Raw genomic sequence first — 13,238 nt, forward strand, 5'->3', positions numbered from 1 at the left:
CCTCCTTCAAGGATGTTATTGGCCCGGCGCAGTCTGGCGCCAGGCTTGGGAGCGGCGCAGCGCGCCACGTGAAGCCCACGCCAGCAGCAGCGAGACGCCGGCTGAGGTGAACAGGATCAGGGTCGACATGGCTGCGGCGCCGCCCACGTTGCCGGCGTCGTCCATGTTCAACACGGCGACGGCGGCGAGGATGGTGTCGGGGCTGTAGAGGAAGATCGCGGCGGAAACGGTGGTCATCCCCGACACAAACAGGTAGCGCACGATGTCCAGCAGCGCCGGCAGACAGATCGGCACCGTGACGCGCAGATAGTGGCGGTACAGCGGCGCTTTTAGGGACAGCGCAGCGGCTTCAAACTCACTATCAAGCTGGCGCAGCGCCGTGGTGGCGGTCATCTGCGCGGTGGTCAAATAGTGCGCAATGGTGCACACCACCAGTAAGGTCATGGTCCCGTAGAACACGTGCAGCGGGTTGCCGTTGAGGTTGAAAAAGAACACGTAGCCCAGGCCCAGCACCAGGCCCGGCACGGCCATCGGCACAAAGCTGAGCATGCGCAATGCCAGGTTGAGGCCTTTCTGGCTCTTGGTCTTTTCCATCAGGTAGGCGCCGGTAAAAATCAGCACGCTACCGATCAGCGCTGTGCACAGGGCCATGGTCAGGCTGTTGCGATAGGCCAGCCAACCGCCGCCAGCCGTGTCTTCGAACTGATAGTGGTTGAGCGACAACGACAGGTTGTACGGCCAGAACTTCACCAGCGAGGAATACACCGCCATGCCGAATACCAGCAGCAACACCGCGCAAATCAGCAGCACGATGGCCAAGTAGCAGCCATCACGCAGCCGCGATGGCGCCGGCTGGAACACCTGGGCGCGGCCGCTCATGGCGTCGCCATGCCGACGGCGCAACCAGGCATCGACGCCAAAGCTGAACAGCGCCGGCAACAGCAACACCATGCCGATCAATGCGCCGCGACCAAACTGTTGCTGGCCGACCACCGCCTTGTAGGCCTCCAGCGCCAGCACCTGATAATCGCCGCCGACCACCACGGGCACGCCGAAGTCGGTGATGGTCAGGGTAAACACCAGGCAAAACGCGGCGAACACTGCCTGGCGCGTGGCCGGCCAGGTGATGCTGCGAAACGCACGCGCGGGGCTGGCGCCCATGCTCGATGCCGCATCAAAAAGCCGCGCATCCGCCAGCGACAGTGCCGACAGCAAAATCATCAATGCGTGTGGGAAGGTGTAGATCACTTCACCGAGCACGATGCCCCAGAAGCCGTAGATGTTGTCCGAGAGCAACCCGCGCAACAGGCCTTGGTTGCCAAACAGGTACACCAGCGCAATGCCCGGCAGCATCGACGGCGCCATCAGTGGCAGCAGTGACAGGCCGCGCCAGATCGTCTTGCCGGGAATCAGCGTGCGTTGCAGGGCGTAGGCAAACAGGTAAGCCAGCGGTACGACAATAGCCGCCACGCTGAGGGAGACTTTCAGGCTGTTGCCCAGCAACCAGTGGAAGTTGGCGCTGGTCACCAGCTCCCGTGCCGCCACCCAGCCACCGCCCTGCCCGGCATCGCTGCTGAAGCCACGCCAGAAGATCGCCAGCAACGGCAACAATACGGCGACACCCAGCAGCAACAGCCACAGCAGTTTGCCGCCGAGCACAAAAATGCGATCACCTGTTTCGGCACGGGAAGCCTGGCGCGGCACCGGCACAGTCATTTCAGCCGCCATCTCAGGCAAACACCTGGAGGCTGCGTGGCGGCAAGGCGACCCAGATGTCCTGGGCGCCCAGGCGTGGCATGGCTTCGGGGGCCAGTTCGGCCAGCAGCGGGTGGCCGGGCAATTGCTCCAGTTCAAAGCTCATGCGGCAGCGGTTGCCGAGAAAGGTGATCTCGCGGATTTTGGCTGGGAACAGGTTTTCTTCATGCACCGGCGGGTTGACGCTGATGGCTTCAGGGCGGCAGAACAGGCGCCCGGATTTGGCCACGCCGGCATCGTCGGCCAAGCGCATATTCATCCCGCCGACCTGGGCATGGCTCGCGCTGTTGCGGCTGAACGGCAGCCAGTTGCCCTGGCCGACAAACTCCGCCACAAACGGCGTGGCCGGGCGGTCGTAGATTTCCTGGGGCGTGGCGTATTGCTCGACCTTGCCGTTGTTCATCACGGCAATGCGGTCGGCCATCAACATGGCCTCGTCCTGGTTGTGCGTGACCATCAGCGTGGTGATGCCCAGGCGCCGTTGAAGCTGGCGCAGCTCGGTGCACAGGTGCTCACGCACGCGGGCGTCGAGGGCAGACATGGGTTCGTCGAGCAGTAACAGCGAAGGCGCCGGTGCCAGGGCGCGGGCCAGAGCGACGCGCTGTTGTTGGCCGCCAGAGAGTTGGCCGGGAAATTTCTTTTCGCTGCCCAGCAGGCCGACCAGTTCAAGCATCTGGCCGACGCGCTTGCGCACTTCATCGCGGCCACTGCCGGTGAGGCCGTAGCCGATGTTCGCTTCGACAGTCAGGTTGGGAAACAGCGCGTAGGACTGGAACAATATGCCGTAATCCCGCGCTTGAGGCGGCAGTAGGGAAACATCGCGGTTGCCGAGGCGAAGTTCACCGCTGTCCTGGCGTTCCAGGCCGGCGATGCAGCGCAGCAAGGTGGTTTTGCCGCAGCCGGACGGGCCCAGCAGGCACACCAGCTCGCCGGCGGCGACGTCCAGGGACACATTATCCAGCGCGGTAAAGGCACCGAAGCGTTTCTGGATACCGCGCACCGTCATGGGCGCGCCGGGGTTGGTCAGGGCTGTGTTCATGGAGGCACCTCATCAAACTGATGAAGGCCATGCTAGGTGGGCAATGAGTCCCTGGTGTGGCAGGAAGGCAAAAGGGAGTGATAGTGGTATTGGTGGATTTGGGTATAGCCGATCGTTCCCATGCTCTGCGTGGGTATGCATCTTGTGACGCTCCGCGTCACGACGTCCAAGAGCGGACGCGGAGCGTCCAGGGCGGCATTCCCACGCGGAGCGTGGGAACGATCAACAAGACCTCAGAGTGGCGACATTTCCTGCGCCAACCCCAGAAAGGCAGCCGGCAGGCGCGCGCCTTTGCGCTCTTTGAGGCAGTACAAATACTCCGGAATCTGCGGCGCATTTTCGATAGTCAGCACCCGCAGCTGCGGGTCATGGGGCACTTCCTGGCGGGCGATGATGCTGATGCCGATGTTGCGCAGCACCGCCTCGCGGATCGACTCGCGGCTGCCGATTTCCAGCAGCGGCCCATAGCTCACACCCGCGCCTTGCAACATTTCTTCGGTCAGGCGCCGTGTGGTGGAACCCGCCTCACGCATCAGCAAGGTATGCCCGGCCAACGCACTGAGTGGCACATGATCAAGCGTGGCCAAAGGGTGATTGCGATGCACCGCCAACACCAAGGGATCGGTGCCGAGTACGCGGCGGATCAGGCGTGGGTCTTCCAGCAGTTGTGAGGACGCGGCGACATCGACGCGGTAATCATCCAGCGCTTCGAGCACCTGCTGGGAGTTGCCGATTTCCACCGACACGTCCACTTGGGGCAGGCGCTCGCGGAAGGCTTTGACCAGGTCGAGAATGTAGTACGGCGCCGTTGCGGCAATCCGTAAGGCGCCCTGGACCTGACCGTTGTTGCGCAGGAAAAACTCGATATCCGCTTCCTGCTGCAACAGCGTCTTGACCATCGGCAGCAGGCGCGCACCGTCGTCGCTGACGGTGAGGCGGCGGCCGCCACGGTAGAACAGCTCAACGCCGTACTGGCTTTCCAGGTTGCGAATCTGGGTGGTGACCGTGGGCTGGCTCAGGCCGAGTTTTTTCGCCGCCTGAGTAATGCTGCCCAGGCGGGCGACCATAAAAAACGCCTTTAACTCGGCACTCAGCACACCACCCTCACATCAATTATTTGCGCAACAGGCGCAGGCCATTGAACACCACCAGCAGGCTCACGCCCATGTCGGCAAACACCGCCATCCACATGGTCGCCATGCCGAGGAAGGTGACCGCGAGGAAAATCGCCTTGATCACCAGCGCCAGGGCGATGTTCTGCTTGAGGATACTCGACGTTTGCCTGGAGAGCCGAATGAAAGCCGGGATCTTGCGCAAATCATCGTCCATCAAGGCCACGTCGGCGGTCTCGATAGCCGTATCGGTACCGGCGGCGGCCATGGCAAAACCGATCTCGGCGCGGGCCAGCGCCGGAGCGTCGTTGATACCGTCGCCGACCATGCCCACGCGGTGGCCTTGGCCGTAGAGGGTTTCGATGGCTTGCAGTTTGTCGGTGGGCAACAGGTCGCCCTGGGCCTGGTCGATGCCGACCTGGGCGGCAATCGCTTTGGCGGTGTGGGCGTTGTCGCCGGTAAGCATCAGGGTTTTGATGCCCAGCTCGTGCAGTTGCTGGATGGCTTCGCGGCTGCTGTCCTTGACCGTGTCGGCAACGGCGAACAGCGCCAGCGGGCCGGATTTATCGAGCAGCAACACCACGGACTTGCCTTGTTTTTCCAGGGCGAAGAGCTTTTCTTCCAGCTCAGGTGAGCACAGGCCAAGGTCTTCCACCAAGCGGTGGTTGCCCAAGTGGTAGGTTTCGCCGTTGATATCACCGCGCACACCGCGACCGGCCAAGGCCTCGAAGTTATCCACAACGTGGGTCGGCAGGTTTTTATCCACAGCCGCGTTGGCGATGGCCAGCGACACCGGGTGGTCGGAACGCCCGGCCAAACTGGCGGCCAAGGACGGTGCGCTGTCTTCGACAGTCGGGAACAGTGCCAGGTAGTCGGTCTGCACCGGTTTGCCGTGGGTGATGGTGCCGGTCTTGTCGAGGGCCAGGTAATCGAGTTTGTAGCCGCCTTCGAGGTACACGCCACCTTTGATCAGGATGCCTTTGCGCGCCGCTGCGGCCAGGCCGCTGACGATGGTGACCGGCGTGGAGATCACCAGCGCACATGGGCAAGCAACCACCAGCAGTACGAGGGCGCGATAGATCCAGTCAAACCAGGCACCCGCCATGAACAGCGGCGGAATGAGCGCCACGCCCAAAGCAAACAGGAAGACGGCTGGGGTGTAGATCTTCGAGAAGCTGTCGACAAACCGCTGGGTCGGCGCCCGCGCGCCTTGAGCCTGTTCCACGGCGTGAATGATGCGCGCCAGGGTGGAATTGTTCGCCGCTGCGGTGACTTTGTACTCCAGGGAACCGGCCTGGTTGATAGTGCCGGCGAAGACTTTGTCGCCCACGCCCTTTTCAATCGGCAGGCTTTCACCGGTGATCGGCGCTTGGTCGATGGTGGATTGGCCAGCGGTGACTTCACCGTCCAGGCCAATGCGCTCGCCGGGCTTAACCCGCACGATGGCGCCAAGCTCGATGCTTTTAACTTCTTTTTCGACCCAAGTGCCGTCAGCCTGCTGCACCGTGGCCTGTTCCGGGGTCATCTGCATCAAGCCACTGATGGCATTGCGCGCACGGTCCAGGGACTTGGCTTCGATCAATTCAGCCACGGTGAACAGGAACATCACCATCGCCGCTTCCGGCCATTGACCGATCAGCACGGCGCCGGTCACCGCGATGCTCATCAGCGCGTTGATGTTCAGGTTGAAGTTTTTGAGCGCGATCCAGCCCTTTTTATAGGTGGTGACGCCGCCGCTGAGGATCGATACCAACGCCACCAGCGCAATCACCCACGTCGGGGCTACGCCGGTGAAATGCAGCACTTCAGCGCCCAACGCGCCGACACCGGACAGCGCCAGCGGCCACCAGTGTTTCTTGGCGGGCGGCGCGGCGGCTGGGGTGCCTTCTTCGATGGGGTCGGCCTGCATGCCGATGGATTTGATCGCTTCGATGATCGGCGCGGTGCTCGGCAGGTCATGGGTGACGCCAAGGATGCGGTTGATCAGGTTGAATTCCAGCTGCTGCACACCGGCCAGTTTGCCCAGTTTGTTCTGGATCAGCGTCTGCTCGGTGGGGCAGTCCATGGCTTCGATGCGAAAGGTGCTCAGCCGCGAGCCGGCGGTCGGGGCTTCGCTCAGCGTGACCACGGCAGGCGCAACCTTGCTGGAACAGCAAGCGTCGCCATGGCTGGCATGGTCATGCTGTTTGACGGGCGTCAGTTTGGCGCCGTGGTCGTGACTATGGTCATGATCATGGTCGTGCGGGTGATCATGCGGTTTGGGGGTGTGGATGGAATCGCTCATTCTGTCGCGTCCGTAAAGGTGCCTGTTGCCAAGTAAAGACCCTGTAGCCACTATAGGGTCAAGCACCCATTTGGAGATTGCTGCGATGAAGATCGGCGAATTGGCCAAACTGACCGACTGTCAGGTGGAAACCATCCGTTATTACGAGAAAGAAGGCCTGCTGCCGCCCCCGGCGCGCACCGATGCCAACTACCGCGTGTACACCCAGGCGCACACCGAGCGGCTGATCTTTATCCGCAACTGCCGCAGCCTCGACATGACGCTTGAGGAAATCCGCAGCCTGCTCGGGCTACGCGACAGCCCTCAGGACCAGTGCGAAAGCGTGAATGCGTTGATCGACGAACATATCCACCACGTGAAAGCGCGGATCGATGGGTTGTTGGCGTTACAGGAGCAATTGCTGGACCTTCGCCAACGCTGCGGCGGTGGGCCGGGCCTGGATCAGTGCGGGATTTTGCAGCGGTTGGAAGTCAGCGGGAGTGTCGCGGCCAGCGAGGCTGAGCCTTCGCATGTGGGCAGGAGCCACGGGCACTGATTCAGCTTGGTAACCGAATACTATTGTGGGAGCTGGCTTGCCTGCGATAGCGGTGGATCTGCGACATTGATGTCGCCTGACACTCCGCTATCGCAGGCAAGCCAGCGCCCACATAAGCCAGCTCTCACATTTAGACAGGGGCCATCTTTAAATAGCCACGTCAGCCTTGATGCTTGGGTCAGCGTCATAACCGACGATTTCGAAGTCTTCAAACTTGTAGTCGTAGATCGACGCAGGTTTGCGTTTGATCACCAATTCCGGCAGCTTCTTCGGCGTGCGCGCCAGCTGGGTCTGGATCTGTTCCATGTGGTTGCTGTAGGCGTGGGTGTCGCCGGTGGTGACGATGATCTCGTGCGGGATCAGGTCGCATTGCTGGGCCAGCATGTGGGTCAGCAACGCCAACGCGGCGGTGTTGTACGGCAGGCCGAGGAATACGTCGGAGCTGCGGATATACAACTGCATCGACAGATGGCCGTCATGCACGAACGCCTGGTAAAGCAGGTGGCACGGCGGCAGCGCTTGCTTGCCGTTGCGTGCGTTTTCCTGCGGGCTCTTGGTTTCGTCCGGCAGGTATTCGACGTTCCAACCGTGGAACAGGATGCGACGGCTGTTGGGGTTGTTCTTCAACGTGTCGACCATGTAGTCGATCTGGTTGATCTTGCCGCCATCTTTGGTCGGCCAGGCGGTCCACTGCTCGCCGTACACCGGCCCCAGGTCACCGTCTTCGGTGGCCCATTCGTCCCAGATTTTTACGCCATTTTCGTTGAGCCACTTGATGTTGGTGTTGCCGCTCAACATCCAGATCAGTTCGTTGGCGATGCTTTTGAAGTGAAGCTTCTTGGTGGTCAGCAGCGGGAAGCCGTCGGCCAAGTTATGCCGATACTGACGGGCAAACACGGCCTTGGTGCCGGTGCCGGTGCGATCGCCCTTGGTCAATCCATTGGTCACGACGTCGTTCAGTAGTTCGAGATATTGCTTCATGTGAGTACCCGTATCGTTGAAGCCGAGGCTATGCAAAAGCCTCGGCATTCGAATTTAAAGCGCGGTGTTCTTGATGCCTTGCGGGCGGTTGTAAGCCCACCACAACAGGCCCAGGCCCGCCAGAATCATCGGCATGCTGAGGATCTGACCCATGGTCAACCAGCCCCACGCCAGGTAGCCCAGCTGTGCATCCGGCACACGGACAAACTCGACGATGAAACGGAAGATCCCGTAGAACAGCGCGAACATCCCCGACACCGCCATGGTTGGGCGCGGCTTGCGCGAGAAGATGTACAGAATCAGGAACAGTGCCACACCTTCCAGGGCGAACTGGTAGAGCTGCGACGGATGGCGCGGCAATTGCGCCGGGTCGCTGAACGGCGGGAACACCATCGCCCACGGCACGTCGGTCGGCTTGCCCCACAACTCGGCGTTGATAAAGTTACCAATGCGCCCGGCACCCAGGCCAATCGGCACGAACGGCGCGACGAAGTCCATCAGTTGGAAGAACGACTTGCCGTTGCGGCGGCCGAACCACCAGGCGGCGATCATCACGCCGACAAACCCGCCGTGGAATGCCATGCCGCCCTTCCACACCTCGAAGATCAGTGTCGGGTTGGCGATATAGGCCGACAGGTCGTAGAACAATACATACCCCAGACGCCCGCCGACGATCACGCCCATCGACATCCAGAACACCATGTCGGAGAGCTTCTCCTTGGTCCAGGTCGGGTCGAAACGGTTCAGGCGCCGGGAAGCCAGCAGCCAGGCACCGCCGATGCCGATCAGGTACATCAACCCGTACCAATGGATTTGCAGCGGACCGATGGCCAAGGCCACCGGGTTGATCTGCGGGTAAGGCAGCATTGCGACTCCTCGTTAAATCAATAGTCATGGCGCACCGGACCATGCCGGTGTGCGATTAAGCCTGCGTTACAGCCGCAATTTCAAATTAAGCTGCTCTTTTAAACTAAGAAGTCCACACGCGCCTAATAGCCCGGCATGTTAACGGATGGAAGGCGTGCCGCCCAACTTCGATACGATGGAACGCCTGCCGTTGTATGGGTAGAGTGAAGAAAAACACAAAAGGGATCGCCTGATGTGCCTGATTGTTTTCGCCTGGCGGCCGGGCCATGCCCAACCGCTGATCGTCGCGGCCAACCGTGATGAGTTCTACGCCCGCCCCAGCCTGCCGCTGGCCCAGTGGCCGGATGCGCCGCACATCTACGCCGGCCGCGACCAGGAAGCAGGCGGCACCTGGCTTGGGGTGAACGCCGACGGGCGTTTTGCCGCCCTGACCAATATCCGCGACCCGCACCAGCCGCCCGCACGCAAGTCCCGTGGCGAGTTGGTGGCGCGCTTTCTCAGTGGATCGCTACCGATTGACGACTATTTAACCGACGTTAACGGAAGATCGATCGAATATGCCGGCTTTAACCTGCTGATTGGCACACGAGATGAGCTGTGGCACTACAACGCCAACCAAACCGACCCTACGCGGCTCGAGGCTGGGGTGTATGGGTTATCCAACGCCGGGCTGGATACGCCGTGGCCGAAGCTGCTCAAGGCCAAGGCGGCGTTGAGCGATTTGCTGGAAAACCCGCAGCCGGAGGCTTTGCTGGACATTTTGAGCGACCCACAGACCGCGCCGTTTGCCGACTTGCCGGACACCGGCGTTGGGCTGGCGACAGAGAGTTTGTTGTCGAGTGTGTTTATTGCCAGCCCCAGTTACGGGACGCGGGCGAGTACGGCGTTGATTGTGAATGCCGACGGCACACGGCGGATGGTGGAGCGCAGCTTCGGGCCGTTGGGTGGCCGGCTGGGTGAAGTCGAACTCAACATTTAGCGGTGACTGGACTGGCGCCATTGCAGGCAAGCCAGCTCCCACAGTTTGGAATGCATTCCCCTGTGGGAGCTGGCTTGCCTGCAATGGCCGCGCCTCGGTCTAGAGGGTTTTCGCCGAAGCCGGGTTAATCATCCGCGTCAGCCCCAGGTTTTTCAGCGCCAATTGCAGCGAGCTGTGGATAACTTGCGGGTTGTCGATGGTCATCAGCTCGGCCAGCAATTCCTTGGCCATGCTCAAATTCACCTGACGCAGCATCCACTTCACCTTCGGCAAGTTGGTGGCGTTCATCGACAGGCTGTCAAAGCCCATCGCCATCAACAGCACCGCCGCCGCCGGGTCGCCGGCCATTTCACCGCAGATGCTCACCGGCTTGCCTTCGGCATGGGCGTCGCGCACCACGTGTTGCAGGGCTTGCAGCACCGCCGGGTGCAGGTAGTCGTAGAGGTCGGCCACCCGTGGGTTGTTGCGGTCCACGGCCAGCAGGTACTGGGTCAGGTCGTTGGAGCCGACCGAGAGGAAGTCCACCTGCCGCGCCAGCTCTTTAGCCTGGTACACCGCTGCCGGGATTTCGATCATCACGCCAATCGGCGGCATCGGCACGTCAGCGCCTTCGTCGCGCACTTCGCCCCAGGCGCGGTGGATCAAGTGCAGGGCTTCTTCCAGCTCATGGGTGCCGGAGATCATCGGCAGCAGGATGCGCAGGTTATTCAAGCCTTCGCTGGCCTTGAGCATGGCGCGGGTTTGTACGAGGAAAATTTCAGGATGGTCGAGGGTCACGCGAATGCCGCGCCAGCCAAGGAAGGGGTTGTCTTCCTTGATCGGGAAGTAAGACAGTGACTTATCGCCGCCGATGTCCAGGCTGCGCATCGTCACCGGCAAGGGGTGGAAGGCGGACAGTTGCTCGCGATAAATCGCCAGCTGCTCCTTCTCACTCGGGAACCGTTGGTTGATCATGAACGGCACTTCGGTGCGGTACAGCCCTACCCCTTCGGCGCCGCGCTGTTGCGCGCGGGCCACATCGGCCAGCAGGCCGGTGTTGACCAGCAGCGGTACGCGGTGGCCGTCGAGGGTCACGCACGGCAGTTCGCGCAGCGAGTCGAGGCCCAGCGCGAGTTGCTTCTCTTCTTCCACCACCTCGGCGTATTGCTTGCGCAGCAGCTCGCTGGGGTTGGTGAAGACTTCACCGCGATGGCCGTCGACGATCATGTCGATGCCGTCGACCTTGGAGTACGGCAGGTCGACCAGGCCCATCACCGTCGGAATGCCCATGGCGCGGGCCAGGATCGCGACGTGGGAGTTACCCGAACCCAATACCGAGACCAGGCCCACCAGTTTGCCTTCCGGCACTTCGCCAAGCATGGTGGCGGTCAGCTCTTCACTGATCAGGATGGTGTTGTCGGGGTAGACCAGGTTGGTGGTGCGGTCTTCCTGCAGGTAGGCCAACAGACGGCGACCGAGGTCACGGACGTCCGAGGCACGCTCGCGCAGGTAGGCGTCGTCCATCAATTCGAAACGGTTGACGTGATCGGTGACCACCTGGCGCAGCGCGCCCTGGGCCCACTGGCCGGTCTTAATCACGGTTTTGACTTCATTACCCAGGGACGCGTCGTCGAGCATCATCTGGTACACGTCGAACAGCGCGCGCTCTTCGGGGCGCAGTTGCGTGGCCAGTTTGGTCGAGAGGTTGCGCATGTCGGCGCGCACGCCTTCCAGGGCAGTCTTGAACAGTTTGATTTCAGCGTCGATGTCGTTGACGGTCTTGTCCGGCACCACATCGAGGTCGGCCGGTGGCAGCATGACCACCGCCGTACCAACGGCAGCACCCGGCGAACCGGGCACGCCGACGAACTTAGCTTCCTGGATGCCCTTGCCCTGGCGCCCCAGGCCGCGAATCGAACCCGTCGCCTCGGCGTGAGCAATAACCCCGGCAAGCTGCGCGCTCATGGTCACGAGGAAGGCTTCTTCACCTTCATCGAACTGGCGGCGTTCTTTTTGCTGGATGACCAACACGCCGACAACGCGGCGGTGGTGGATGATCGGTGCGCCGAGGAACGAGGCGTAGCGCTCTTCACCGGTTTCGGCAAAGTAGCGATAACGCGGGTGATCGGCCGCGTTTTCAAGGTTCAGGGGTTCTTCACGCGTCCCCACCAGGCCCACCAGACCTTCATTGGGCGCCATGCTGACCTTGCCGATGGAGCGCTTGTTCAGGCCCTCGGTGGCCATCAGCACAAAACGGTTGGTCTCAGGGTCCAGCAGGTAAACCGAGCAGACCTGGCTGCCCATGGCTTCCTTGACGCGCAACACAATAATCCCCAACGCCGCCTTGAGATCCTTGGCGGAGTTAACTTCCTGGACGATCTTGCGCAGCGTATTGAGCATGGCTCGGGGTCGAACTCCGTCGTCAGTCGCGCGCTAAAAGGCGCGGGGCAAGTTCTTTGAGAGCGCGACGATAAACCTCGCGCTTGAATGTCACCACCTGGCCCAGCGGGTACCAATAGCTGACCCAACGCCAGCCATCGAACTCCGGTTTACCGGTCAAATCCATCCGCACCCGCTGCTCGTTGGAGATCAGGCGCAGGAGAAACCATTTCTGCTTCTGGCCGATGCACAGCGGTTGGCTGTGGGTACGCACCAGGCGTTGCGGCAAACGATAGCGCAACCAGCCCCGCGTACAGGCCAGAATTTGCACATCTTCACGCTCAAGGCCGACTTCTTCGTTCAACTCACGGTACAAGGCGTCTTCAGGGGTTTCGTCGGGGTTGATTCCGCCTTGAGGAAACTGCCAGGCATCTTGGTTGATTCGGCGAGCCCATAGCACCTGTCCGGCATCATTCGTAAGAATAATCCCGACATTAGGACGGAAACCATCGGGGTCGATCACGGCAACAACCTCGCAAACGCATGTCGCCGCATTGTTCCACAAAGGTTGTTCCAGCGGCAACGAGGCTTCTTACCTTATGTGCACTCTTGTGAAAAGACCGTATTCTGGACGCCTTTTTACAGACTTTTCAGCGAGTAACTGCAATGCGCCTGGCTTTATTCGACTTGGACAACACGCTTCTGGGCGGTGACAGCGATCACGCCTGGGGCGATTACCTCTGCGAACGCGGGATTCTCGACGCGGTGGCCTACAAGGCCCGCAACGACGAGTTTTACCAGGACTACCTGGCCGGCACGCTGGATAACGCCGCTTACCTGAACTTCTGCCTGGAAATCCTCGGCCGCACCGAGATGGCCCAGTTGGACGAATGGCACAACGACTACATGCGCGACTGCATCGAGCCGATCATGCTGCCCCAGGCAGTGGAACTGCTGGCCAAGCACCGCGCTGCCGGCGACAAGCTGGTGATCATCACCGCCACCAACCGCTTCGTCACCGCGCCAATTGCTGCACGCCTGGGCGTCGATACCCTGATCGCCACCGAGTGCGAGATGGAGAATGGCCGCTACACCGGGCGCAGCACCGATGTGCCGTGCTTCCGTGAAGGCAAGGTGACGCGCTTGAATCGTTGGCTGGAAGAAACCGGGCACAGCCTGGAAGACAGCTATTTCTATAGCGACTCGATGAATGATTTGCCACTGCTGGAGCAAGTGACCCACCCGGTGGCGGTGGATCCGGATCCGAATTTGCGGGCTGAGGCCCAGAAGCGCGGCTGGCCGGTGATAACACTGCGAAGCTGATGGCC

General features: G+C 61.3%; 11 protein-coding genes. 3 read left to right on the top strand and 8 right to left on the bottom strand.

Going from position 1 to position 13,238, the window contains the following annotated elements; all coding sequences use genetic code 11:
• Nucleotides 1-15: 15 nt before the first annotated feature.
• The 4 genes from KZH41_RS29485 to KZH41_RS29500 form a co-directional block, all read right to left on the bottom strand.
• Nucleotides 16-1,728: a putative 2-aminoethylphosphonate ABC transporter permease subunit gene (locus tag KZH41_RS29485; RefSeq protein WP_263274156.1), complete on the bottom strand. Its 1,713-nt coding sequence runs from the start codon at nt 1,726-1,728 to the stop codon at nt 16-18.
• A 1-nt stretch (nt 1,729) separates the two neighbouring features.
• Nucleotides 1,730-2,794: a putative 2-aminoethylphosphonate ABC transporter ATP-binding protein gene (locus KZH41_RS29490; protein ID WP_094949197.1), complete on the bottom strand. Its 1,065-nt coding sequence runs from the start codon at nt 2,792-2,794 to the stop codon at nt 1,730-1,732.
• 233 nt (nt 2,795-3,027) lie between these two features.
• The gene (locus tag KZH41_RS29495) at nt 3,028-3,891 is read right to left on the bottom strand and encodes a LysR family transcriptional regulator (protein WP_094949198.1); all 864 of its coding nucleotides are present in this window, start codon (nt 3,889-3,891) and stop codon (nt 3,028-3,030) included.
• Nucleotides 3,892-3,907: 16 nt separating this feature from the next.
• A complete protein-coding gene (locus KZH41_RS29500) occupies nt 3,908-6,190 on the bottom strand; it encodes a heavy metal translocating P-type ATPase (RefSeq protein WP_263274157.1) in 2,283 nt (760 codons plus the stop codon).
• A gap of 85 nt (nt 6,191-6,275) precedes the next feature.
• Here KZH41_RS29500 and cadR point away from each other — a divergent pair, with 85 nt between their 5' ends.
• On the top strand, nt 6,276-6,725 hold the full coding sequence (gene cadR, locus KZH41_RS29505; protein WP_094949200.1) for a Cd(II)/Pb(II)-responsive transcriptional regulator: 450 nt from the start codon (nt 6,276-6,278) through the stop codon (nt 6,723-6,725).
• A 147-nt stretch (nt 6,726-6,872) separates the two neighbouring features.
• Here cadR and KZH41_RS29510 read toward each other — a convergent pair whose 3' ends face one another.
• The gene (locus KZH41_RS29510) at nt 6,873-7,706 is read right to left on the bottom strand and encodes a thymidylate synthase (RefSeq protein ID WP_094949201.1); all 834 of its coding nucleotides are present in this window, start codon (nt 7,704-7,706) and stop codon (nt 6,873-6,875) included.
• A gap of 54 nt (nt 7,707-7,760) precedes the next feature.
• The gene (lgt, locus tag KZH41_RS29515) at nt 7,761-8,573 is read right to left on the bottom strand and encodes a prolipoprotein diacylglyceryl transferase (protein WP_094949202.1); all 813 of its coding nucleotides are present in this window, start codon (nt 8,571-8,573) and stop codon (nt 7,761-7,763) included.
• Nucleotides 8,574-8,805: 232 nt separating this feature from the next.
• On the opposite strand from lgt, the gene KZH41_RS29520 reads away from it, so the two are divergent.
• Nucleotides 8,806-9,552, top strand: coding sequence for an NRDE family protein (locus KZH41_RS29520; protein ID WP_094949203.1), 747 nt, complete (start codon nt 8,806-8,808; stop codon nt 9,550-9,552).
• A 99-nt stretch (nt 9,553-9,651) separates the two neighbouring features.
• Here the strand turns inward: KZH41_RS29520 and ptsP are convergent, their stop codons facing one another.
• Both ptsP and KZH41_RS29530 read right to left on the bottom strand, forming a co-directional pair.
• Nucleotides 9,652-11,931, bottom strand: coding sequence for a phosphoenolpyruvate--protein phosphotransferase (ptsP, locus tag KZH41_RS29525; protein ID WP_094949204.1), 2,280 nt, complete (start codon nt 11,929-11,931; stop codon nt 9,652-9,654).
• 22 nt (nt 11,932-11,953) lie between these two features.
• Nucleotides 11,954-12,433: an RNA pyrophosphohydrolase gene (locus tag KZH41_RS29530; protein WP_003176750.1), complete on the bottom strand. Its 480-nt coding sequence runs from the start codon at nt 12,431-12,433 to the stop codon at nt 11,954-11,956.
• 143 nt (nt 12,434-12,576) lie between these two features.
• Here KZH41_RS29530 and KZH41_RS29535 point away from each other — a divergent pair, with 143 nt between their 5' ends.
• Nucleotides 12,577-13,233: an HAD family hydrolase gene (locus KZH41_RS29535; RefSeq protein WP_094949205.1), complete on the top strand. Its 657-nt coding sequence runs from the start codon at nt 12,577-12,579 to the stop codon at nt 13,231-13,233.
• Nucleotides 13,234-13,238: the final 5 nt, after the last annotated feature.

The organism is Pseudomonas sp. YeP6b (assembly GCF_025642995.1).
Taxonomy (GTDB): domain Bacteria; phylum Pseudomonadota; class Gammaproteobacteria; order Pseudomonadales; family Pseudomonadaceae; genus Aquipseudomonas.

Excerpts from the sequence above, each read along its gene's own strand:
- ptsP (WP_094949204.1), bottom strand. The coding sequence starts at position 11,931 with ATGCTCAATACGCTGCGCAAGATCGTCCAGGAAGTTAACTCCGCCAAG.
- KZH41_RS29500 (WP_263274157.1), bottom strand. The coding sequence starts at position 6,190 with ATGAGCGATTCCATCCACACCCCCAAACCGCATGATCACCCGCACGAC.
- KZH41_RS29520 (WP_094949203.1), top strand. The coding sequence starts at position 8,806 with ATGTGCCTGATTGTTTTCGCCTGGCGGCCGGGCCATGCCCAACCGCTG.
- KZH41_RS29490 (WP_094949197.1), bottom strand. The coding sequence starts at position 2,794 with ATGAACACAGCCCTGACCAACCCCGGCGCGCCCATGACGGTGCGCGGT.
- KZH41_RS29535 (WP_094949205.1), top strand. The coding sequence starts at position 12,577 with ATGCGCCTGGCTTTATTCGACTTGGACAACACGCTTCTGGGCGGTGAC.
- KZH41_RS29510 (WP_094949201.1), bottom strand. The coding sequence starts at position 7,706 with ATGAAGCAATATCTCGAACTACTGAACGACGTCGTGACCAATGGATTG.
- cadR (WP_094949200.1), top strand. The coding sequence starts at position 6,276 with ATGAAGATCGGCGAATTGGCCAAACTGACCGACTGTCAGGTGGAAACC.
- lgt (WP_094949202.1), bottom strand. The coding sequence starts at position 8,573 with ATGCTGCCTTACCCGCAGATCAACCCGGTGGCCTTGGCCATCGGTCCG.
- KZH41_RS29485 (WP_263274156.1), bottom strand. The coding sequence starts at position 1,728 with ATGGCGGCTGAAATGACTGTGCCGGTGCCGCGCCAGGCTTCCCGTGCC.